General features: G+C 70.1%; 18 protein-coding genes and 2 tRNA genes. 4 read left to right on the plus strand and 16 right to left on the minus strand.

Going from position 1 to position 19111, the window contains the following annotated elements:
- Nucleotides 1-79 precede the first annotated feature (79 nt).
- Complete coding sequence (pknB, locus tag LO772_RS17800) at nucleotides 80-1960, plus strand: Stk1 family PASTA domain-containing Ser/Thr kinase (protein ID WP_231779386.1); 1881 nt, start codon at nucleotides 80-82, stop codon at nucleotides 1958-1960.
- A gap of 75 nt (nucleotides 1961-2035) precedes the next feature.
- On the opposite strand, the gene LO772_RS17805 is transcribed toward pknB, so the two are convergent.
- The 6 genes from LO772_RS17805 to LO772_RS17830 all read right to left on the minus strand — a co-directional run bounded on the left by LO772_RS17805 (nucleotide 2036) and on the right by LO772_RS17830 (nucleotide 6581).
- Entirely contained in the window at nucleotides 2036-2809 is a 774-nt protein-coding gene (locus LO772_RS17805; protein ID WP_231779387.1) for a class E sortase, read from the minus strand.
- 92 nt (nucleotides 2810-2901) lie between these two features.
- Entirely contained in the window at nucleotides 2902-3978 is a 1077-nt protein-coding gene (locus LO772_RS17810) for a class E sortase (RefSeq protein WP_231779388.1), read from the minus strand.
- A gap of 170 nt (nucleotides 3979-4148) precedes the next feature.
- Nucleotides 4149-4790 (minus strand): aminodeoxychorismate/anthranilate synthase component II, encoded by a 642-nt coding sequence (locus LO772_RS17815; RefSeq protein WP_231779389.1) that lies wholly within the window; start codon nucleotides 4788-4790, stop codon nucleotides 4149-4151.
- Nucleotides 4787-4987, minus strand: a complete 201-nt coding sequence (locus tag LO772_RS17820) for a hypothetical protein (protein WP_231779390.1) — start codon at nucleotides 4985-4987, stop codon at nucleotides 4787-4789. The genes LO772_RS17815 and LO772_RS17820 overlap by 4 nt, the downstream gene beginning before the upstream one ends.
- Entirely contained in the window at nucleotides 4987-5730 is a 744-nt protein-coding gene (locus LO772_RS17825; RefSeq protein WP_231779391.1) for a class E sortase, read from the minus strand. The genes LO772_RS17820 and LO772_RS17825 overlap by 1 nt, the downstream gene beginning before the upstream one ends.
- A 71-nt stretch (nucleotides 5731-5801) precedes the next feature.
- Nucleotides 5802-6581: a DUF881 domain-containing protein gene (locus LO772_RS17830; protein WP_231779392.1), complete on the minus strand. Its 780-nt coding sequence runs from the start codon at nucleotides 6579-6581 to the stop codon at nucleotides 5802-5804.
- A gap of 100 nt (nucleotides 6582-6681) precedes the next feature.
- On the opposite strand from LO772_RS17830, the gene crgA reads away from it, so the two are divergent.
- Nucleotides 6682-6933, plus strand: a complete 252-nt coding sequence (gene crgA, locus LO772_RS17835) for a cell division protein CrgA (protein WP_231779393.1) — start codon at nucleotides 6682-6684, stop codon at nucleotides 6931-6933.
- 193 nt (nucleotides 6934-7126) lie between these two features.
- Here the strand turns inward: crgA and LO772_RS17840 are convergent, their stop codons facing one another.
- Complete coding sequence (locus LO772_RS17840; RefSeq protein ID WP_231779394.1) at nucleotides 7127-8014, minus strand: rhomboid family intramembrane serine protease; 888 nt, start codon at nucleotides 8012-8014, stop codon at nucleotides 7127-7129.
- Between the two features lie 16 nt (nucleotides 8015-8030).
- On the minus strand, nucleotides 8031-8567 hold the full coding sequence (locus LO772_RS17845; RefSeq protein WP_231779395.1) for a peptidylprolyl isomerase: 537 nt from the start codon (nucleotides 8565-8567) through the stop codon (nucleotides 8031-8033).
- A 225-nt stretch (nucleotides 8568-8792) separates the two neighbouring features.
- On the opposite strand from LO772_RS17845, the gene LO772_RS17850 reads away from it, so the two are divergent.
- The gene (locus tag LO772_RS17850) at nucleotides 8793-9611 is read left to right on the plus strand and encodes a DUF5324 family protein (RefSeq protein WP_231779396.1); all 819 of its coding nucleotides are present in this window, start codon (nucleotides 8793-8795) and stop codon (nucleotides 9609-9611) included.
- A 107-nt stretch (nucleotides 9612-9718) separates the two neighbouring features.
- On the opposite strand, the gene LO772_RS17855 is transcribed toward LO772_RS17850, so the two are convergent.
- Nucleotides 9719-9791, minus strand: a tRNA-Ala gene (locus LO772_RS17855).
- 158 nt (nucleotides 9792-9949) lie between these two features.
- Complete coding sequence (locus LO772_RS17860) at nucleotides 9950-10084, minus strand: DLW-39 family protein (RefSeq protein ID WP_231779397.1); 135 nt, start codon at nucleotides 10082-10084, stop codon at nucleotides 9950-9952.
- Between the two features lie 349 nt (nucleotides 10085-10433).
- On the opposite strand from LO772_RS17860, the gene LO772_RS17865 reads away from it, so the two are divergent.
- Nucleotides 10434-10925, plus strand: a complete 492-nt coding sequence (locus LO772_RS17865; RefSeq protein ID WP_231779398.1) for a peptidylprolyl isomerase — start codon at nucleotides 10434-10436, stop codon at nucleotides 10923-10925.
- Between the two features lie 208 nt (nucleotides 10926-11133).
- Here the strand turns inward: LO772_RS17865 and LO772_RS17870 are convergent.
- The 6 genes from LO772_RS17870 to recF form a co-directional block, all read right to left on the minus strand.
- A tRNA-Ile gene (locus tag LO772_RS17870) sits at nucleotides 11134-11207 on the minus strand.
- Nucleotides 11208-11338: 131 nt separating this feature from the next.
- Nucleotides 11339-11812, minus strand: coding sequence for a DUF3566 domain-containing protein (locus tag LO772_RS17875; RefSeq protein ID WP_331717341.1), 474 nt, complete (start codon nucleotides 11810-11812; stop codon nucleotides 11339-11341).
- A gap of 412 nt (nucleotides 11813-12224) precedes the next feature.
- A complete protein-coding gene (gyrA, locus tag LO772_RS17880; protein WP_269453048.1) occupies nucleotides 12225-14771 on the minus strand; it encodes a DNA gyrase subunit A in 2547 nt (848 codons plus the stop codon).
- Nucleotides 14772-14923: 152 nt separating this feature from the next.
- Nucleotides 14924-16945 (minus strand): DNA topoisomerase (ATP-hydrolyzing) subunit B, encoded by a 2022-nt coding sequence (gene gyrB / locus LO772_RS17885; RefSeq protein ID WP_443089458.1) that lies wholly within the window; start codon nucleotides 16943-16945, stop codon nucleotides 14924-14926.
- 442 nt (nucleotides 16946-17387) lie between these two features.
- Nucleotides 17388-17978, minus strand: coding sequence for a DUF721 domain-containing protein (locus tag LO772_RS17890; protein ID WP_231773031.1), 591 nt, complete (start codon nucleotides 17976-17978; stop codon nucleotides 17388-17390).
- Nucleotides 17975-19105, minus strand: coding sequence for a DNA replication/repair protein RecF (recF, locus tag LO772_RS17895; protein ID WP_231773032.1), 1131 nt, complete (start codon nucleotides 19103-19105; stop codon nucleotides 17975-17977). The genes LO772_RS17890 and recF overlap by 4 nt, the downstream gene beginning before the upstream one ends.
- Between the last annotated feature and the right edge of the window lie 6 nt (nucleotides 19106-19111).

Consider the following 19111-nt stretch of genomic DNA (forward strand, 5'->3'; position numbering starts at 1 on the left):
CAAACGCGCACGCCTCGGCCCCGGTACCGTGTCCGAGGAGATTAAGGGCCGAGGACCGGTAAAAGGAAGGCTGGAAGCTATGGAAGAGCCGCGTCGCCTCGGCGACCGGTACGAGATCGGCGCGGTCCTGGGCCGCGGTGGCATGGCCGAGGTCTACCTCGGCCGCGACATCCGTCTGGGCCGTGCCGTCGCGGTGAAGACGCTCCGCGCCGACCTCGCCCGCGACCCCTCGTTCCAGGCTCGGTTCCGGCGCGAAGCCCAGTCCGCCGCCTCACTGAACCACCCGGCGATCGTCGCGGTGTACGACACGGGCGAGGACTACATCAACGGGATCTCCATCCCGTACATCGTGATGGAGTACGTCGACGGCTCCACGCTGCGCGAGCTGCTGCACTCCGGCCGCCGTCTGCTGCCCGAGCGCGCGATGGAGATGACCGCCGGCGTCCTCCAGGCACTGGAGTACTCACACCGCAACGGCATCATCCACCGCGACATCAAGCCCGCGAACGTCATGCTGACGCGTCAGGGCACCGTCAAGGTGATGGACTTCGGCATCGCGCGCGCCATGGCCGACAACGGCATGACGATGACGCAGACGGCCGCGGTGATCGGTACGGCCCAGTACCTCTCCCCCGAGCAGGCGCGCGGCGAGACCGTCGACGCGCGCTCGGACCTCTACTCGACCGGCTGCCTGCTGTACGAGCTGCTCACCGAGCGTCCCCCCTTCGTCGGCGATTCGCCGGTCGCGGTGGCGTACCAGCACGTGCGCGAGGACCCGCTGCCGCCGAGCACGTTCGACCCCGAGGTCTCGCCGACGATCGACGCGATCGTGCTGAAGTCGCTCGCGAAGAACCCGGACAACCGGTACCAGAGCGCCGACGAGATGCGCGCCGACCTGGAGCGCGCCCTGCACGGCGTGCCGGTCGCGGCCCCCGCGGTGATGGCCCCGATGGAGGCGGCCACCCAGTACCTCCCGGCGACGTCCACCACATCGACCCAGGCGGGATACGCCGCTCCGCCCAACGCGCACCAGCAGCAGTACGACCTGGGCCCGGACGACGACTACGACGACGACCCGCCCAAGCAGCGCGGCTGGGCGTGGGCGCTGCTGGCGATCGCCTGTATCGCGGTGCTGGTCGCGGCGTTCTTCGTGGGCAAGACCCTGCTGGGCGGCGGAGGCGCGGGCGACAAGAAGACCGTGCCGAACCTGGTCGGCAAGACCGAGGCCGAGGCGCAGCAGCAGGTCAGCGCCGTCTCCTTGAAGCTCGCCGTCGACAAGACGGAGTCGTGCGACCAGGAGAAGGGCAAGATCTGCAGCCAGACTCCGGGCGTGGACGCGCAGGTCGAGAAGGACACCGTCGTCAAGGTGGTCGTCTCCAGCGGCCCCGAGCTGGTCAAGGTGCCGTCCGTGGTCGGGAAGTCCGAGGAGGACGCCCAGAACGCCCTCAAGGCCGTCGGCCTCGTCGGCAAGCCCGACCGCAGCACGAAGTACGACTGCACCAAGGAGACGGTCTGCTCCACCGACCCGGCCGCGAACACCGAGCTGGCGATGGGCACCGAGGTCGTCCTGAAGATCAACAGCGGCAAGCCGTCGCACGAGATGCCCGACGTGGTCGGCAAGACCTTCACCTCGGCGAAGAAGACGCTGGAGGACCTCAAGGTCACCGTCGACGCCGACCAGGAGTACAGCAACCAGCCGACCGGCACGGTCATCGCACAGAGCGTCAAGAAGGGCGACACCGTCACCGAGGGCAACACCGTCACCCTGACGGTGTCCCAGGGCCCGTCCCCGGCACCGACCCCGACGACGCCCACGACACCGCCCACGTCCGAGACGCCGACGGGCGACCCGACGACGCCCACGACCCCGCCGACCACCCCGCAGAACACGCAGACGAACAACGGGCCGCCGTTCACCAATCCCTTCGACCCGCGCAACAACGGGAACGGGAACCAGTAGCGCTCGCCCGAGGGCACGCACGGCGGAGGGGCCGTACCGGATCGACTCCGGTACGGCCCCTCCGCCGTGGTCGCGCTACGCGAGCGCGGCGGGCTTGAAACCGGAGCGCTTGGGGTCCTCCGCGGTGAGGATCCCCCAGAAGACCATGCGGTTCTTCGAGGTGAACTCCGGGTCGCACGTCGTGAGCGTGATGAGCTTCTCGCCGGGCGGCAGCCCGAGTTGCGGCGGTGCCGTACTCAGCACCGCGCCATTGCTCGGCTTGGTGATGTACGGGCCCTTCCGGATCTGGTACGTGTACCAGGTGTTCTGGGTCTCCACGACCACGTAGTCGCCGACCCGCAGCCGGTTGAGGTGCCGGAACGGCTCGCCGTGGCCGTTGCGGTGGCCCGCGAGACCGAAGTTGCCGACCTGCCCGGGGCCGGTATACGGCGCGTACGTGTAGTGGCCCACGCCGGCCGCGAGCGACTTGAGGCTCGTGCCCTCGACGATCGGCTTGTTGTAGTTCTTGCCGAGGCGCGGGATGTAGACGATCGCGAACGAGTCACCGCGCTTCGTCCCCGCGCCCGTGGCCGTGCCGTCCGCCGCCCCGTCGCCCCCGACGTCGTCCGGCCCCTCGCTGCCGTCCAGGTACGGCGGGTCGACCGAGGCCGGATCCACGTGCGGATCCGCGACCGTCGGGGCCGTCGCGTCCTTCCAGCTGTCGCGCAGGTCCTTCACCCGGGACTCCGCCGCGGCCCGTGACTCGATGTTCGTCCACCACAGCTGGTGGACGCACAGCAGCAGTCCGACGAGGCCGAGGGTGAAGACGACCTCGGCAGTGCCGCGAATCAGTTTGCGCACGACGCCCATGGCCCGAAAGCTTTGCACAGACAAGCTCCGGGGTCAGGCCCAGGAAGCGACCAATTGCCTTTGGACAACCGGCGATTGACGGGCCGTTACCTCTACTTCAGCAAAGCGTCGGGCTTGCCCTCGGTGCGGGGCCGTTCCTCGCTCATCTCGCCCCAGACAATGAGCCGGTACGTCGAGGCGCCGTCGGGCGTGCACGTGGTCAGCGTGATGTAGCGCCCGGCCTCCTTGAACGGTCCGCCCTTCGGAATCGGGTTGATCACACCGATGTTCCGCGGCGACGTCTCGGGCAACGTGTCCTTGACCGTGTACGTGTAGTAGGTCGTCGCCGTCTCCACGACGATGGAGTCGCCGGCGGCGAGCTTGTTGATGTACCGGAACGGCTCGCCGTGCGTGTTGCGGTGCCCGGCGACCGCGAAGTTGCCCTGCGCGTCCCACGGCATCCCGGTCTTCGGCTCCGTGTAGTGCCCGGTCAGACCCTTGTCGAGGACCTTCTCCTTGTCGGTGCCCTGCGCGACCGGCACTTTGACGCCCAGCTTGGGGATGTAGAGCAGCGCGAACCCCTTGCCCGGCGCGAACCCGTCGGGTTGCCTCGGGTCCGGGGCCGGAAGCGGCGCCTCGCCGTTCTCCGCGGCGTTCCACTGCTCCTGCAACTGGCTGGCCTTGCGGGCGGCGTTGCGGTCGCCTATGACGTTGGTCCACCACTTCGTGTAGACCACGAAGAGCACCATGACCAGGCCCAGCGTCATGGCGAGTTCGCCGATCCCGGTGGCCACGCCGGTGATGACCCGCGAGCGCGTCGACGGGCGGGCGGCCTTGCGCCGGGCCGCGCGGCCCGCGCCCGCGGGGAGTTCGGCCGCCGCGCCGCGGCCTCGGGCACGCGTCCCCCCGCCCGAGGGCGGCGCCGCCCGGCGGCGCCCGGTCCGCTGCTCCTCCTGGAGGGCGCGGCGTCGGGCGGCGCGGCCTTCGGAGGGTGCCGGGGCGGCGGCCGACCGCGCGCGCCGGGGCGGCGGGGCGACGACCGTGAGTTCGGCGGTGCGGTCGCGGAAGTCCGGGTCGAGCATGGGCGGCGGCGCGAGCGGCCGTCCCACCGGCGGCGGCGCCGACGCGTACGACGCACCCACCGGCTCGGCACCGGGCGGCGCGGCGTACGGCTCGACGGCCGCCCGCACGGGAGGCAGCAGGACGGTCTCCGAGGCGTCGGGCGGTGCGGGGAGACCGGGTCTGAGCGCGGGTGCGGCCGGGGCGGCCGGCCCGGGCAGCTCCGGCGCGCCCGAGTGCCGTCCCGCGGCGCGTCTCCGCCGGCCCGTCCCGGCCTCGGCGCCGGGGACGTCGCCGCGGGCTAGACCGTCGCCATACCCGAGCGGCCCACCACCGGAGCCAGCCCCACCGCCCGCCCGACGGCGTCCTGGTCCCCGCACACCGTCAGCCAGTTCGCCAGCATCCGGTGCCCCTCCTGGGTCAGCACCGACTCCGGGTGGAACTGCACGCCTTCGACCGGAAGGTCGCGATGGCGCAGACCCATGATCACGCCGCTCTCGGTCCATCCGGTCACCTCCAATTCCGCCGGCACCGTGTCCGGACCCACCGCGAGCGAGTGGTAGCGCGTCGCGGTGAACGGCGACGGCAGCCCGGAGAAGACACCCGAGCCCTCGTGCTCGACCAAACTTGTCTTGCCGTGCAGAAGTTCCGGGGCGCGGCCCACGGTAGCGCCGTACGCCACGGCGATGGACTGCATCCCCAGGCACACCCCGAACACCGGGACGCGCCCGGCACCGTGCCTGACGATATCGACGCACACGCCGGCCTCCTCCGGCGTCCCCGGCCCCGGGGAGAGCAGCACGCCGTCGAAGCCGAGCGCTTCGTCGACGGCCACGGCGTCGTTGCGCCGGACCTCGCAGGTGGCCCCGAGTTGGTACAGATACTGAACGAGGTTGAAAACGAAACTGTCGTAATTGTCCACAACAAGAATGCGCGCGGTCATCCCGGCAGCCCTCCGGACGGCTGGACATCTTGGACATTGCCCTGGTCGACGGTCACGTCGCCGAACGGCAGCATGGGCTCCGCCCACGGAAAGATCCAGTTGAACAGCGCGTAGACGACCGCCATGACCAGAACGAGTGAAATGGCGGCGCGCACCCACACGTTGCCCGGCAGGTGGCGCCAGATCCAGGCGTACATCAGGAGGCTCCCTTCAACGCCTCGGGTTCCCCGGCGGACAACGGCTGGACCGATTCGAGGTGCCCCCACGCGATCAGCCGGTGGGAGCTTCCCCACTCCGGGTCGCAGGTGGTGAGCGTGATGTACTTGCCGGGCCGGTCGAACGCCTTCGCGGGGACCGTCGCCACCACCCCGACGTCGTCCGGCAGGGTCTTGTAGACCGCCTTGTCGGACGTTCCGTTGACAAGCGGCTTGTCCAGCGAATACACGTACCAGTTCACCGTGTCGTTCACGACCACCTTGTCCCCGACGCGCAGCTTGGGGAAGTCGATCATGGGGTCGCCGTACGTCTTGCGGTGCCCGGCGATGGCGAAGTTGCCGTCCTGCCCGGCCTGCGCCGAACCCTCGTACCAGCCCAGCCCTTTCTTGAGGGTGTTCGTGGACGTCCCGGCCAGGACCGTCCACTTCCAGTCGCCGCCGAAGCGCGGAATGTACATGACCGCGAAGCTCTTCCCCGGCTCGTACGGCGGCTGCGGCGCCGGTTCGGGTGCGGCCGGGCTCGGGGGGTCCGCGGCCGGCGTCGTCACGGGAGGCGCCGCGGCGGCGAGGTTCTGCTTCATCTGCGCCTCGAGCTTGTCCAGCTCGTCCGCGCGCGCCTGCCGGGCCAACACCCCGGTCCAGTAGAGCTGGTAGACGACGAAGAGCAGGATGAGAAAGCCGAGCGTGATGAAAGCCTCACCAAGCCCGCGGAGCGCGGTTCGCACGGTCTCCCGTTCCTCTCTCGTCGCCTTCGGTCGCCCCTCGCGGCGTCCCGTGGCGGAACGCGCGCGGCGACTCAGGAGACTTTCGCATACCGGAGGTCCAACGACCCCGTGTACCCCGGCAGATTCAGCTGTCGGTGATCCTCCACCTTGTACCCGAGACCGTAGGCCTCGACATAGGTGCGGTACGTGTACACGGCCTTGCTGTCGTCCAGTGCCCGCTGCAGGCCGTCGACGTCGCCGACCGCGGTGATGACGTACGGCGGCGAGTAGACGCGTCCGTGCAGGATCAGGGTGTTGCCGACGCACCGCACGGCACTGGTCGCGACCAGCCGCTGGTCCATGATCTGGACCCCTTGCGCCCCGCCCGCCCACAGCGCGTTGACGACGCCCTGGATGTCCTGCTGGTGCACCACCAGGTCGTCGGGGGTCGGCGGCGGTGCGTCGCCGCGCGGGGTGGCGTCCGCGGGGGCGTCGGTCAGCGTCACGGTCATGCCCGGACCGCTGAGCGGCGCGAGCCCGGCGGGCCGCACGAGCGCGTCGACGCGGGCCTGCGCCGCCGGATCGTCGACCTGAGACCGCGTCAGCTCGTCGACGTCATCGCGCAGTTCGGTGACCTCGCGCTCGATCTCGGCATTGTGCTCGCCCTGTTTGCGCACCCAGTCGCGGTATTCGAGCGCCTGGCTGTCGTTGCGCAGGTTGCTGCCGTGCGAGGTGTTCGCGCTGATCCAGCACAGCAGCCCGGCAAGGCCGAAGACCAGGGCGGAGAGGAGGCGGGGTACGATCGCAGGCCGACCGGTTCCGGACCGGTCGGCGTCGTCCGCGCGGGAACCGGGCAACCTCACACCGGGCATACGCACGTTGTCGTACCCTCCATCCGGACCTGACAGCGACTACGCTAGCCGACACGCCGCAGCCGGTAGGCCCAGGGCAGCATCCACAGGAGAGACTCTCGTGCCGAAGTCCCGGATTCGCAAGAAGTCCGACTTTACGCCGCCGCCGGAGAAGAGGACGGCCATAAAACTGGACGCCCGGCGATGGGTCGCCCCGCTCATGCTGGGGCTGTTCCTCGTCGGCCTGCTCTGGATCGTCGTCTACTACGTGACGAACGGCGACTTCCCGGTCGAGTCGATGGGCAACTGGAACATCGTCGTCGGCTTCGGCTTCATCGCCGCGGGCTTCGGCGTCTCCACGCAGTGGAAGTAGCGCACACGCGCGAAACAGCTCCGGTGGCACCCGACGGCCGGTACTGAACAGCCGGTCCTCGACAGCGCCCAGGGCAGAGTTATCCACAGGGTTATCCACGATGGGGATAACCCGACAGAACCTGTGGATAACTTGCCGGACCGTCCGCGAGGACGTCACATGGCGTAAGCGAATTTTCCCTCAGTGTAGCCGATCACGCGAGCTGTGCCGTCCGGAACAACACGACGCCCACCAGGATCACGACAATGACGGTGATCGCGATCAACTGGGCCACCAGTCTGTGGGCGCGAGGCGCGTGCACCAGGCACGCCGCGGTGATCGCCCCCACCACCAGACCGCCCACGTGGGCCCGCCAGTCGATGCGGTCCACGTTGAGGAACGTGATCACCAGGTTGATCACCAGCAGCGCGATGAGCGGGCGCAGATCGGCGTTGAGCCGGTGCCCCACGACGATCGACGCGCCGAACAACCCGAAGACCGCGCCCGACGCCCCCAACGACCCGGCGTTCTCCGCGGCCAGCAGGTAGGACGTGGCGCTGCCGCCGAACGCCGACACCATATACAGCGCGAGGAACCGCGTACGCCCCAGCACCGCTTCGAGCGGCGGCCCGAGCATCCACAGCCCGAACATGTTGAAGACGATGTGCCACGCCTCCTGATGCAGGAACGCGGCGGTGAACAGGCGGTACCACTCGCCTTCGACGATCCCGGCCGGCTCGCCGCGCACCAGGGCGTGGCCGATGAGCATCAGCCGCTCCACGACGCGGTCGCCGGCGGTCAGCACCAGCAGCCACACGGCGATGTTGAGGCCGATCAGCGTCTTGGTGACGATCGCGCCCCCGCCGGCCGTGGTCGGACGGACGCGCGCGCCTCCTATCGTCCGCGCCTCACGGACCGTGCGGGCGCCCTCGCGCACGCAGTCCGGGCACTGGAAGCCGACCGAGGCGCTCACCATGCAGTCCGAGCACACGGGTCGCTCGCACCGCGCGCACTTGATGTGCGTCTCGCGGTCGGGGTGCCGGTAGCACAGCGGTGCGTGCGGAGGCTCCTGGCCTCGGTCGGTCGCGCCGGTGCCGTCCATGGGATTCACCGCGGCGTCAGCGCCTCTCGACGACGATCTCGGTGATCACGACGTCCTCGACCGGCCGGTCCTCCCCGTCGGTCGGCGTCGCGGCGATCGCGTCGACGACCTTCCTCCCCGCGGCGTCGGCGACCTCGCCGAAGATGGTGTGCTTGCGGTTGAGCTGCGGCGTCGGCCGGACCGTGACGAAGAACTGCGAGCCGTTGGTGCCGCGCCCCAGGCGCTTCCCGGCGTTGGCCATCGCCAGCAGATAGGGCTTGTCGAACTGGAGCTCCGGGTGGATCTCGTCGTCGAACTCGTAGCCCGGACCGCCGGTGCCCGTCCCCGTCGGGTCGCCGCCCTGGATCATGAAGCCGTCGATGACGCGGTGCATGAGCACGCCGTTGTACAGCGGCCCGACGCCCGGCTGATCACTGCTCGGGTCCGTCCACGGCAGCGAGCCGTCCGCCAACCCCACGAAGTTCTTGACCGTCTTCGGCGCGTGGAAGGGCAGCAGCCGGACGGTGATGTCCCCGTGGTTGGTCTTGATGGTGGCGTACAACTGCTCAACCACGAATAAACCTTCCTGCGGTCGTGACGACCACCGCGGAATCCGGCGGTCCCCGAAATCCTCGCACGCTGCGGCCTCCGCCGTGCAAAGGCGGGGAAGATACGTAGCCCGCACCCGGCGGACATCCGTCACCCACTCGGGCCAAGAGGATATGAGATGACAATCAAGGCATGATCCTTCCGGCCTCGGGAAGACGTAGCGGATGTACCCGCCGAGGAGGAGGCAGTCGTGACCCGCTGGGATCAGGCACGCGACGCTCGCGACCGGACCTTGGTCCTGGTCGTGCCACACGCCGCGAAGGCACGGAACGCCGCGGTCCACCACGCCGCGGACGCCCGCGATTGGGCCGCGCCGCGGCTGGAGTACGGCATGGCGACGGCACGGCGGCGGGCCCGCGACACCACCCGCGAACGCGTCGTGCCGGCCATGGAGAACGCCCGGTTCCGACTGGAGGCGTTCGGCCGCGACACCGTCGTCCCCGCGATCGGCCCGCGCGCGCAGCACGCGATGGACAGCGCGAAGCACCGCATGCGGGACGACGTCGTCCCCCGCCTCAACACGGCCGCGGCGTCCGCGCGCGAGAGCGGCGAGCCCATGCTCCACGCGGCACGGTCGCGCGCCGAGGCCGCCGCGATGGCGCTGCGCGGCGACCTGAGCGCCACCGAGATGAGCCGGATGGTGGCCAGGAAGCGGCACCGGAAGCGCAACTCGATGATGGTCCTGTGCACGGCCCTCGCGATCGGCGCGACCCTGGGCTGGATGTGGTGGCAGCGCAAGGCCACGCGCACGGAGTGGAGGGCGGACGAGAGCACCGCCGTACCGCCCACGGTCGCCGGCCCGGACGCCTTCCGCAGCAGCCCGAACCCCGAGATGACCGTGACCGACCCCGGCCACGCGACGGAGGACGAGTCCGACATGCAGACGGCGGCGTCGGGCCGCCGCGGCAGCAGGCGGAGCAACCAGACCGGCGGGGGCAAGAGGAACCGCCGCAACCGCCAGAACCGCCACCACGGGCACCCGGGACACCGGCACCCCGACGAGCCGTGAGGCGTGCGCCGGAGGAACGCCCCGGAGCACGGAAAACGCCGAAGTGCCGCGCCTACCGCGCGGCACTTCGGCGTTCTCGCGAGCTGTGGATCCCCGCGGATCTCTTGTGGAGCCATGGGGACTCGAACCCCAGACATCTGCCTTGCAAAGGCAGCGCTCTACCAGCTGAGCTATGGCCCCTCGGGATGGTGCGGCAGGCCCGCGGGAGGTACGAGCATATCGGAGAACGCACGTACGCTCCCACGCATATCGCGGGCCCCGGCCGACATGGACGGGACCCGCGCCTGCGTTGACGACTACCGGGAACCTGCGTGTGACGCGTTCGCCGCCGGGCGAACCTAGCGCACCGAGCCCGCCGGGACCGGGTCGGTCGCCTCGGTCCACAGATCCTGCTCGGCACGGTCGGCCTGGATCTGCCGGTAGACCAGCAATCCGGCCACAGCGGCCAAGGCCACCAGGATCAGCTTCTTCATCGCGTGCCTCTCCGTCCTGCGAGTGACGTTCGGCCCCACGACACCGCCGAAACCGCTGATGCCGTCTCTCCCGGGCCGCGAAGGTCTCGGGTCGCGGAAGCCGGGGCCGACTCGACAATAACAGCTTGATTACCTTCCGGGGGGACCCGTGCGGCACCGGCTCGCACCCCGGCCCCCCACTCACGGTCGGGGCATATCGAGGCAAACAACCGGCGACCGCCGTCCGCCGCGCGGAGCGGCCCTCCGCTCCTCCTATGCTCGGCGGGGCGGGTTTCGGTCACGCACCGCCACCCGCGGTCAATCGAGGCGGCGCCAGCCGTCCCACATCCGGTCCAGGAGGATCAGAGCCATGGGCGAGAACGTCTACTTCGACATCACGATCGACAAGGAGCCGGTCGGAAGGATCACCTTCAAACTGTTCGACGACGTCGTCCCGCAGACGGCACGCAACTTCCGGGAACTCGCCACCGGGCAGCACGGATTCGGTTACAAGGGCTCGGCGTTCCACCGCGTGATCCCCGCCTTCATGCTCCAGGGCGGCGACTTCACCCGGGGCAACGGCACCGGCGGCAAGAGCATCTACGGCGAGAAGTTCGCGGACGAGAACTTCCAGCTGAAGCACACCAAGCCGGGCCTGCTCAGCATGGCCAACGCCGGTCCGAACACGAACGGCTCGCAGTTCTTCGTCACGACGGTCGTCACCGACTGGCTGGACGGCAAGCACGTCGTCTTCGGCGAGGTCGTCGAGGGCATGGACGTCGTCAAGAAGATCGAGTCGTACGGCTCCTCCAGCGGTACGCCCAGCGGCAGCATCGTCATCGCCGACAGCGGTACCGTCTGACCCCCGCAGCGCCCCCCGGACACCGACGGCCGTCGGCCCCGCCCCCACCACACGGCAGGGCCGACGGCCGTTCCCCACCCCCGACTTCACCACCCCGCCCCGGCAACCCCCGGCACCCCCAAGCCCGTTGCCACCGAGCCCACCCCCGAAAACACCCAGAGGCTCCGCCTCCACGAGGGAGACAGAGCCTCTGACGCACGCTACGAAGTGGGCCTAACAGGACTTGAACCTGTGGCCTCTTCCTTATCAGGGAAGCGCTCTAACCGTCTGAGCTATAGGCCCTCGGTGAGCGTGCTCCAAGAGAGTACCGCACCCCGTCCCGGCCGCCAAAATGGGATTCGGGGGGCCGGGCGGGGTGCGGTCGCCTCGGGATTTCGGGGCGAACCCGGGTGGAGGATCAGGGGGGAAGAGGGTCAGTCCTCTTCGGCCAGGGTGACCTCGATGCCGCCGGTGAACGAGGCGGTGAGGTTGTAGAGGAACGCGCCGAGGGTGGCGAGGGCGGTCACGAGGATGACATCGATGACCGCGATGGCACTGCTGAAGACGAGCGTGTTCTGCATCGACAGCGTGGCCTTGAGGTCGAATCCCTCGGGGTCGGTCTCCGACTGGGTGACTTCCTTGACGGTGCCGCCGAGCGAGTCGAAGACGCCGAGGCCGTTGAGCACGATCCACAGCAGCGAGACGGCGACGATGGTGACCACGCCGAGCGCGACCGACAGCAGGAAGCTGACCTTCATGACCGACCACGGGTCGACGCGCGCGGCCCTCAGGCGCGCGCGGCGCGAGCGGGCCGGGGGGACGACCGACCGGGCCGCCGCGGGGTGACCGGCGCTCGGTGTCGAGGCCGTCGGGGGCGCCGACTCCCCGGCGGGGCGTGCGGTCGTCATGGTGGTACCTCCGCGCGCCGCGTAACCGCCCGTCGGCGGCCCGGCCGGGGCCGCGGCCTCCGCCCTGCGGGCCCGCCCGCCACCCGAACCACCGCTGCCGGAACCGCTCTTGGCGCGTCCGCGCGTACCGCCCGAGCCACGGGCCGCGCTGCGGGCGCCTGCCGGGGCGGCCCCGGCGGGCGCGGCCGTGGGCGGAGGGCCGGGCGGCGGCGGGGGAGGGGCAACCGGACGCGGCGGAACCGCTCCCGGGTTCACCGAGCCGGGGACGGGCTCGGCCTGACCGCTCGGCCGGCCCCGATCGGTCTGGCGGCTGCGCCCGCCGGCCGACGTCCGGTCTGTACTCACTCAGGCTCCTCGCTCAGCGCGGCGCCGCGTTCGCGATATACGCCGCCCGGTTCAGTGGATCGCCCTCTCACACTTCACCCTCCTGCCCGGAGGGCGCATCCGCGCCCTCGGATTCCGGGTCGCCGTCCAGATCGCCCTCGGGCTCCGGCTCGGCGTTCCGTGCGATGCCCACGACCGCATCGCGCTTACCCAGGTTGATCAGTTGCACGCCCATCGTGTCACGGCCGGTGTCCCGTACCTCGGAAACACGGGTGCGGATCACACCGCCGCCGAGCGTGATCGCCAGGATTTCGTCGGTTACGTCCACTACGAGTGCGCCGACCAGGGAGCCGCGGTCCTCGACGATTTTCGCGGCCTTGATACCGAGGCCGCCACGGCCCTGCACACGGTACTCGTCGACGCTGGTCCGTTTGGCGTATCCGCCGTCGGTGGCGACGAAGAGGAACGTGCCCTCGCGGACGACGCTCATCGACAGCAGCTCGTCGTCGTCGCGGAAACTCATGCCCTTCACGCCGGACGTCGCCCGGCCCATCGGCCGCAGCGCGTCGTCGGTCGCGGTGAAGCGGATCGACTGGGCCTTGCGGCTGACCAGCAGCAGGTCGTCCTCGGCGGACACCAGCTCCGCGGCGATGAGTTCGTCGTCGACGCCCTCCTCGTCGGCGCGGAGGTTGATCGCGATGACACCGGCGCTGCGGTTGGTGTCGTACTCCTTGAGCACGGTCTTCTTGACCAGCCCGGCCTTCGTGGCGAGCACGAGGTACGGCGCCACCTCGTAGTCGCGCACCGCGAGCACCTGCGCGATCTTCTCGTCCGGCAGGAACGCGAGCAGGTTGGCGACGTGCTGGCCGCGGGCGTCGCGCCCGGTGTCGGGCAGCTCGTACGCCTTCGCGCGGTAGACCCGGCCCTTGTTGGTGAAGAACAGGATCCAGTGGTGCGTCGTCGTCACGAAGAAGTGGTCGACGATGTCGTCCTGCTTCAGCTGTGCTCCACGCACGCCCTTGCCGCCGCGCTTCTGCGAGCGGTACAGATCGGTGCGGGTGCGCTTGACGTAGCCGCCGCGGGTGATGGTGACGACGATGTCCTCTTCGGCGATGAGGTCCTCGATGGACATGTCGCCGTCGAAGGGCACCAGGTGGCTGCGCCGGTCGTCGCCGTACTTCTCGACGATCTGGGTCAGCTCCTCGCTGACGATCCGCCGCTGCCGCTCGGGGGACGCCAGGATCGCGTGGTATTCGCGGATCTTGGCCATCAGCTCGTCGTACTCGGCGGTGATCTTCTGCCGCTCCAGGGCCGCCAGGCGCCGCAGCTGCATTTCGAGGATCGCGTTGGCCTGGATCTCGTCGATCTCCAGGAGGCCCATGAGGCCGGTCCGCGCGACCTCGACCGTCGCGGACGCCCGGATGAGCGCGATGACCTCGTCGATCGCGTCGAGCGCCTTGAGCAGGGCGACGAGGATGTGCGCGCGCTCCTCGGCCTTGCGCAGCCGGAAGCGGGTGCGCCGGACGATGACCTCGATCTGGTGTTCGACCCAGTAGCGGACGAAAGCGTCGAGGGAGAGCGTGCGCGGGACGCCGTCGACCAGCGCGAGCATGTTCGCGCCGAAGGTGTCCTGGAGCTGGGTGTGCTTGTAGAGGTTGTTGAGCACGACCTTCGCGACCGCGTCGCGCTTGAGCACGATGACGAGGCGCTGGCCGGTGCGCGAGCTGGTCTCGTCGCGCACGTCCGCGATGCCCTGGATGCGGCCGTCCTTGACCAGCTCGGCGATCTTGAGCGCGAGGTTGTCCGGGTTGACCTGGTACGGGAGTTCCGTCACCACCAGGCACTGCCGGTTGTTGATCTCCTCGACCTCGACCACCGCGCGCATCGTGATCGAGCCGCGCCCGGTCCGGTACGCCTCCTCGATGCCGCGGCGGCCGACGATCAGCGCGCCGGTCGGGAAGTCGGGGCCCTTGATGCGCTCGATGAGCGCTTCGAGAAGCTCCTCGTGGGACGCCTCGTAGTTGTCCAGGTACCACTGGACGCCCGAGGCCACCTCGCGCAGGTTGTGCGGCGGGATGTTGGTCGCCATGCCGACCGCGATGCCCGCCGACCCGTTGACCAGGAGGTTCGGGATGCGGGACGGCAGGATCTCCGGCTCCTGCTGGCGGCCGTCGTAGTTGGGGCCGAAATCGACGGTGTCCTCGTCGATGTCGCGCATCATCTCCATGGCCAGCGGAGCCATGCGGCACTCGGTGTAGCGCATCGCCGCGGCCGGGTCGTTGCCCGGCGACCCGAAGTTGCCGTTGCCGTCGACCAGCGGCATGCGCATCGACCACGGCTGCGCGAGGCGCACGACGGTGTCGTAGATCGACGTGTCGCCGTGCGGGTGGTACGAGCCCATCACGTCGCCGACCACGCGGGCGCACTTGTAGTAGCCGCGCTCGGGGCGGTAGCCGCCGTCGTACATCGCGTAGAGCACCCGGCGGTGGACCGGCTTGAGGCCGTCACGCACCTCGGGGAGCGCACGTCCGACGATCACGCTCATCGCGTAGTCGAGGTACGAGCGCTGCATCTCGGTTTCGAGCTCGACCTCCTCGATCCGGTCGGACATGGGAGGGGGGGTCGCGTCGACCATCGCTGGTCCGGTTCCTTTCGCACTGCGGCGTACCGCGTCGGGGTGTCAGATTGGGGTACGCCGCGTGACCTGTCGAGGCGTCAGACGGATGTCGGGGACCGACCGGTTGCAGGCCCGGCGCGATTGCCGGGCGAACGGCCGTGCGAGACCCGTCAGATGTCCAGGAAGCGCACGTCTTTCGCGTTGCGCTGGATGAACGAGCGGCGGGCTTCGACGTCCTCGCCCATGAGGATCGAGAACAGGTCGTCGGCCCGTGCGGCGTCTTCGAGCGTGACTTGGAGCAGCACGCGGTGCTCGGAGTCCATCGTGGTGACCCGGAGCTCCTCGGCGTTCATCTCGCCCAGGCCCTTGAACCGCTGGATCGCGTCGTCCTTGGGGAGCTTGCGCCCGGCGTCGCGGCCCATCTGGAGGAGGGCGTCGCGCTCGCGGTCGGAGTAGGCGTACTGCAGGTCGTCCTTGCCCCACTTGATCTTGTAGAGCGGGGGCTGCGCGAGGTACACGTGGCCGGCCTCGACCAGCGGGCGCATGAAACGGAAGAGGAGTGTGAGCAGCAGCGTGCGGATGTGCTGGCCGTCGACGTCCGCGTCGGCCATCAGCACGATCTTGTGGTATCGCAGCTTCTCGATGTCGAAGTCGTCGTGGATGCCGGTGCCGAACGCCGAGATCAGCGCCTGGACCTCGGTGTTCTGCAGGACGCGGTCGATCCGGGCCTTCTCGACGTTCAGGATCTTGCCGCGGATCGGCAGGATCGCCTGGTACATCGGGTTGCGCCCGGACTTGGCCGAGCCGCCGGCCGAGTCGCCCTCGACGATGAAGATCTCGCACTTCGTCGGGTCGTTGCTCTGGCAGTCGGACAGCTTGCCGGGCAGCGACGCGGTCTCCAGCAGGCCCTTGCGCCGCGTCAGGTCGCGCGCCTTGCGGGCCGCGACGCGCGCGGTGGCCGCCTGGATCGCCTTGCGGACGATGTCCGCGGCCTCATTGGGGTTGCGGTCGAACCAGTCCGAGAGGTGTTCGTTGGTGACCTTCTGCACGAAGGTCTTGGCCTCGGTGTTGCCGAGTTTGTCCTTCGTCTGGCCCTCGAACTGCGGCTCGGCGAGCTTGACCGAGATGATCGCGGTCAGGCCCTCGCGGATGTCCTCGCCGGAGAGGTTGTCGTCCTTGTCCTTGAGCAGCTTCTTGTCGCGCGCGTACCGGTTGACCAGCGAGGTCAGCGCGGCCCGGAAGCCTTCCTCGTGCGTGCCGCCGCCGTGGGTGTGGATCGTGTTCGCGAAGCTGTAGACACCCTCGGTGTACTGCGAGTTCCACTGCATCGCGATCTCGGCGGAGATCTTGCGGTCGGCGTCCTCGGTCTCGAAGTCGATGACCGACCGGTGGATCGGTTCGCCCTTGCGCGAGTTGAGGTACGTCACGAAGTCGGAGATGCCGCCCTCGTAGTGGTACGTGATCGAGCGCTCGGTCTCCTCGGGGTCGAGGTGGTCCGGACGCTGATCCGTGACGACGATGGTCAGGCCCTTGTTGAGGAAGGCCATCTCCTGGAAGCGCCGGCTGAGCGTCTCGAACGAGTAGACCGTCGACTCGAAGATCTCGTCGTCGGCCCAGAAGGTCACGCGCGTGCCCGTCTCGGCCGTCTCCTCGTGCCGGGCCAGCGGCTCCAGCGGGACGCCGTTCTTGTACTCCTGCGTCCAGCGGTAGCCGTCCGTCTTGATGTCCACCGCGAGGCGGGTGGACAGCGCGTTGACCACCGAGACGCCGACGCCGTGCAGACCGCCGGACACGGCGTAGCCGCCGCCGCCGAACTTGCCGCCCGCGTGCAGCACGGTCAGCACCAGCTCGACCGCCGGGCGCTTCTCGACGGGGTGCATGCCGACCGGGATGCCGCGGCCGAAGTCGAGCACGCTCACCCCGCCGTCCGGCAGCAGCGTGACCTCGATGCGGTCGTTGTGGCCGGCCAGGGCCTCGTCCACCGCGTTGTCCACAACCTCGTACACCAGGTGGTGGAGGCCGCGCTCTCCGGTCGAGCCGATGTACATGCCCGGGCGCTTGCGGACCGCCTCCAGGCCCTCCAGGACCTGGATCGAGCTCGCGTCGTACGATGCGCTGTTCGGTGCGGGCGCCGCCCCGTTGCCGGAAGGCACGGCCACGTGATTCTCCTTGGGGTTGCCGGGGTCGGCCACGAGCGCCCTTTCTGGCACAGCACGGCTCCGTGCCCTGGGAGCACGGTCGGGAGGACCGCGCGACCCGGCGTGGAGGCCGGGCCGTGGTCACCCCGGGCACGGAGCCGCGGAAGTCGACACTGGATTCCGCCGAAGCGGTGTTGCTCCAATAGTCTACCGGTCCCGGAGACACAAAGACCGGTTACCAAGGGGCCTGAGTTCGCGTGTGGCGGACTGAAAGACCTTTCCGCAAGTCCCCCCATAGGCGTGGGGGTCTCGCGGGGCTCTCATGGCCGCTGGCGCGCCTTGCGGTGCCGCGGCCATGAGAGCCTGTCAGGCGGGTGCGACAGTTTGGCTCCGGCCCGTGCCGATCCGCCGCCCTCCGCGGGAGGCCGCCGGACAGGACGCGCCCGATGTGGATGTCCACATTCCTCGGCGTCCTCCGCCCGGGACCGCCCGCTCCTCAGGGCCCCGCGCTCCAACGCCCCCGCCGAGTCGCGCCCGCCGGGCCGCGCACCTCGATGAACGTCACGGTGCCGTCGCCCAGTTCCTGGTTTATGCGGGCAAGCAACCGCGGGGCGAGCCACCGCACGTGCGTCGCGTAGTTGTCCGAGTCGGCGCGGACCACCAGCCGGCCGTCCTCGAAGCGCTCGGGCGCGCAGTGCGCCGCGATGCCCGGCCCCACGATCTCGGTCCAGCGCCCGATCACGCCGTGCACCGCGGCCGGCGTCTGCCAGCCGCGCTCGGCGATCAGCCGTCCCATGACCCGGCGCAGCGGCTGGGGGTCGCGGTCGTCGGGCCCCGATCCGCTGCGGCGCAGCCCCCGGCGGCCGTCCCGCCGCTCCTGCTGCTTCTCGTGGCGGTTGCGGGCCTGCGCGCGCGCCTGGAGCAGTGCGGCACGGGCGAGGTCGACGCCCTTCCTGCCGTCGGTCTTCGCCTCGGCACCCGCGGTGTCGCCTCGCGCCGGCGCGGGGGCGCCCGCCGGGTTCGGCCGCGCGGGGAGGGCGGCGGAGGGGTCCGGGCCGAACGCACCGTCGGGGGGCGTGGGGGTCACGGCGTCCTCCGGACCTCGCCGGCGGCGACGGTGTACCGGGCGCCCTCCAGCGCCGCCGGGACGTCCTCCGGCACCGCGGCGGTGACCAGCACCTGTTCGCCGGGCGCGACCAGTTCCGCCAGGCGTTCGCGCCGCCGCGTGTCGAGTTCGGCGAAGACGTCGTCGAGTATGAGCACCGGCTCGCCGCCGTCGGCGCAAAGCAGTTCGTACGACGCGAGCCGCAACGCGAGCGCGTACGACCACGATTCGCCGTGGCTGGCGTAGCCCTTCGCGGGCAACGGCCCGAGCTTGAGCGCGAGGTCGTCCCGGTGCGGCCCGACCAGGGTGACGCCGCGTTCGATCTCCTGCGGACGCTGCCGGTCGATCGCGGCCATGAGCGCGTCGTGGAGCACCTGGCGGTCCGTGCCGAGCGGCTCCTCACCCGCCGAACTGCGGTACTCCAGATGGGTGGGCCCTCCGCCGGACGACAGCGCGTCGTACGCCTTGTCCACCAAGGGCTGCAGGGCTGTGGACAGTTCGATCCGCGCCGCGGTCAACTCCGCGCCCGCCACCGCGAGATGCGAGTCCCACACGTCGAGCGTGCTCAACGACGCGGCCCGCCCGCCCGCGCGACGCGCCATGGCGGCGGTGCGCAGCAGGGTGTTGCGCTGTTTGAGCACCCTGTCGTAGTCCTGCCGCACGCCCAGCATGCGCGGGGCGCGCGCGGTCAGCAGTTCGTCGAGGAAGCGCCGGCGCTCTCCCGGGTCGCCCTTGACCAGCGTCAGGTCCTCGGGGGCGAACAGCACGGTGCGCAGGAGTCCGAGGATCTCGCGCGGCCGGGGGACCGGCGAGCGGTTGACGCGCGCGCGGTTGGCCTTGCCCGGGTTGATCTCCAGCTCGGCGAGTGTGGTGCGGCCGTCGCGCACGATGCTCGCGCGCACATACGCGCGTTCGGCCCCGAGCCGGACCAAGGGGGCGTCGTTGGCGACACGGTGGCTGCCCAGCGTGGCGAGGTAGCCCACGGCCTCCACCAGGTTGGTCTTGCCCTGCCCGTTGGGCCCCACGAACGCGGTGACGCCCGGGTCGAGCGGAACCTCGGCCCGGGGGTACGACCGGAAGTCGGCGAGTGACAGGTGCGCGACGTGCATGGCTGA

Source organism: Yinghuangia sp. ASG 101 (assembly GCF_021165735.1).
Lineage (GTDB): Bacteria > Actinomycetota > Actinomycetes > Streptomycetales > Streptomycetaceae > Yinghuangia.

Excerpts from the sequence above, each read along its gene's own strand:
- recF (WP_231773032.1), bottom strand. The coding sequence starts at position 19,105 with ATGCACGTCGCGCACCTGTCACTCGCCGACTTCCGGTCGTACCCCCGG.
- LO772_RS17805 (WP_231779387.1), bottom strand. The coding sequence starts at position 2,809 with ATGGGCGTCGTGCGCAAACTGATTCGCGGCACTGCCGAGGTCGTCTTC.
- LO772_RS17820 (WP_231779390.1), bottom strand. The coding sequence starts at position 4,987 with ATGTACGCCTGGATCTGGCGCCACCTGCCGGGCAACGTGTGGGTGCGC.
- LO772_RS17815 (WP_231779389.1), bottom strand. The coding sequence starts at position 4,790 with ATGACCGCGCGCATTCTTGTTGTGGACAATTACGACAGTTTCGTTTTC.
- LO772_RS17875 (WP_331717341.1), bottom strand. The coding sequence starts at position 11,812 with ATGACGACCGCACGCCCCGCCGGGGAGTCGGCGCCCCCGACGGCCTCG.
- LO772_RS17865 (WP_231779398.1), top strand. The coding sequence starts at position 10,434 with ATGGGCGAGAACGTCTACTTCGACATCACGATCGACAAGGAGCCGGTC.
- gyrA (WP_269453048.1), bottom strand. The coding sequence starts at position 14,771 with ATGGTCGACGCGACCCCCCCTCCCATGTCCGACCGGATCGAGGAGGTC.
- pknB (WP_231779386.1), top strand. The coding sequence starts at position 80 with ATGGAAGAGCCGCGTCGCCTCGGCGACCGGTACGAGATCGGCGCGGTC.
- LO772_RS17860 (WP_231779397.1), bottom strand. The coding sequence starts at position 10,084 with ATGAAGAAGCTGATCCTGGTGGCCTTGGCCGCTGTGGCCGGATTGCTG.
- LO772_RS17830 (WP_231779392.1), bottom strand. The coding sequence starts at position 6,581 with ATGCCCGGTGTGAGGTTGCCCGGTTCCCGCGCGGACGACGCCGACCGG.
- LO772_RS17840 (WP_231779394.1), bottom strand. The coding sequence starts at position 8,014 with ATGGACGGCACCGGCGCGACCGACCGAGGCCAGGAGCCTCCGCACGCA.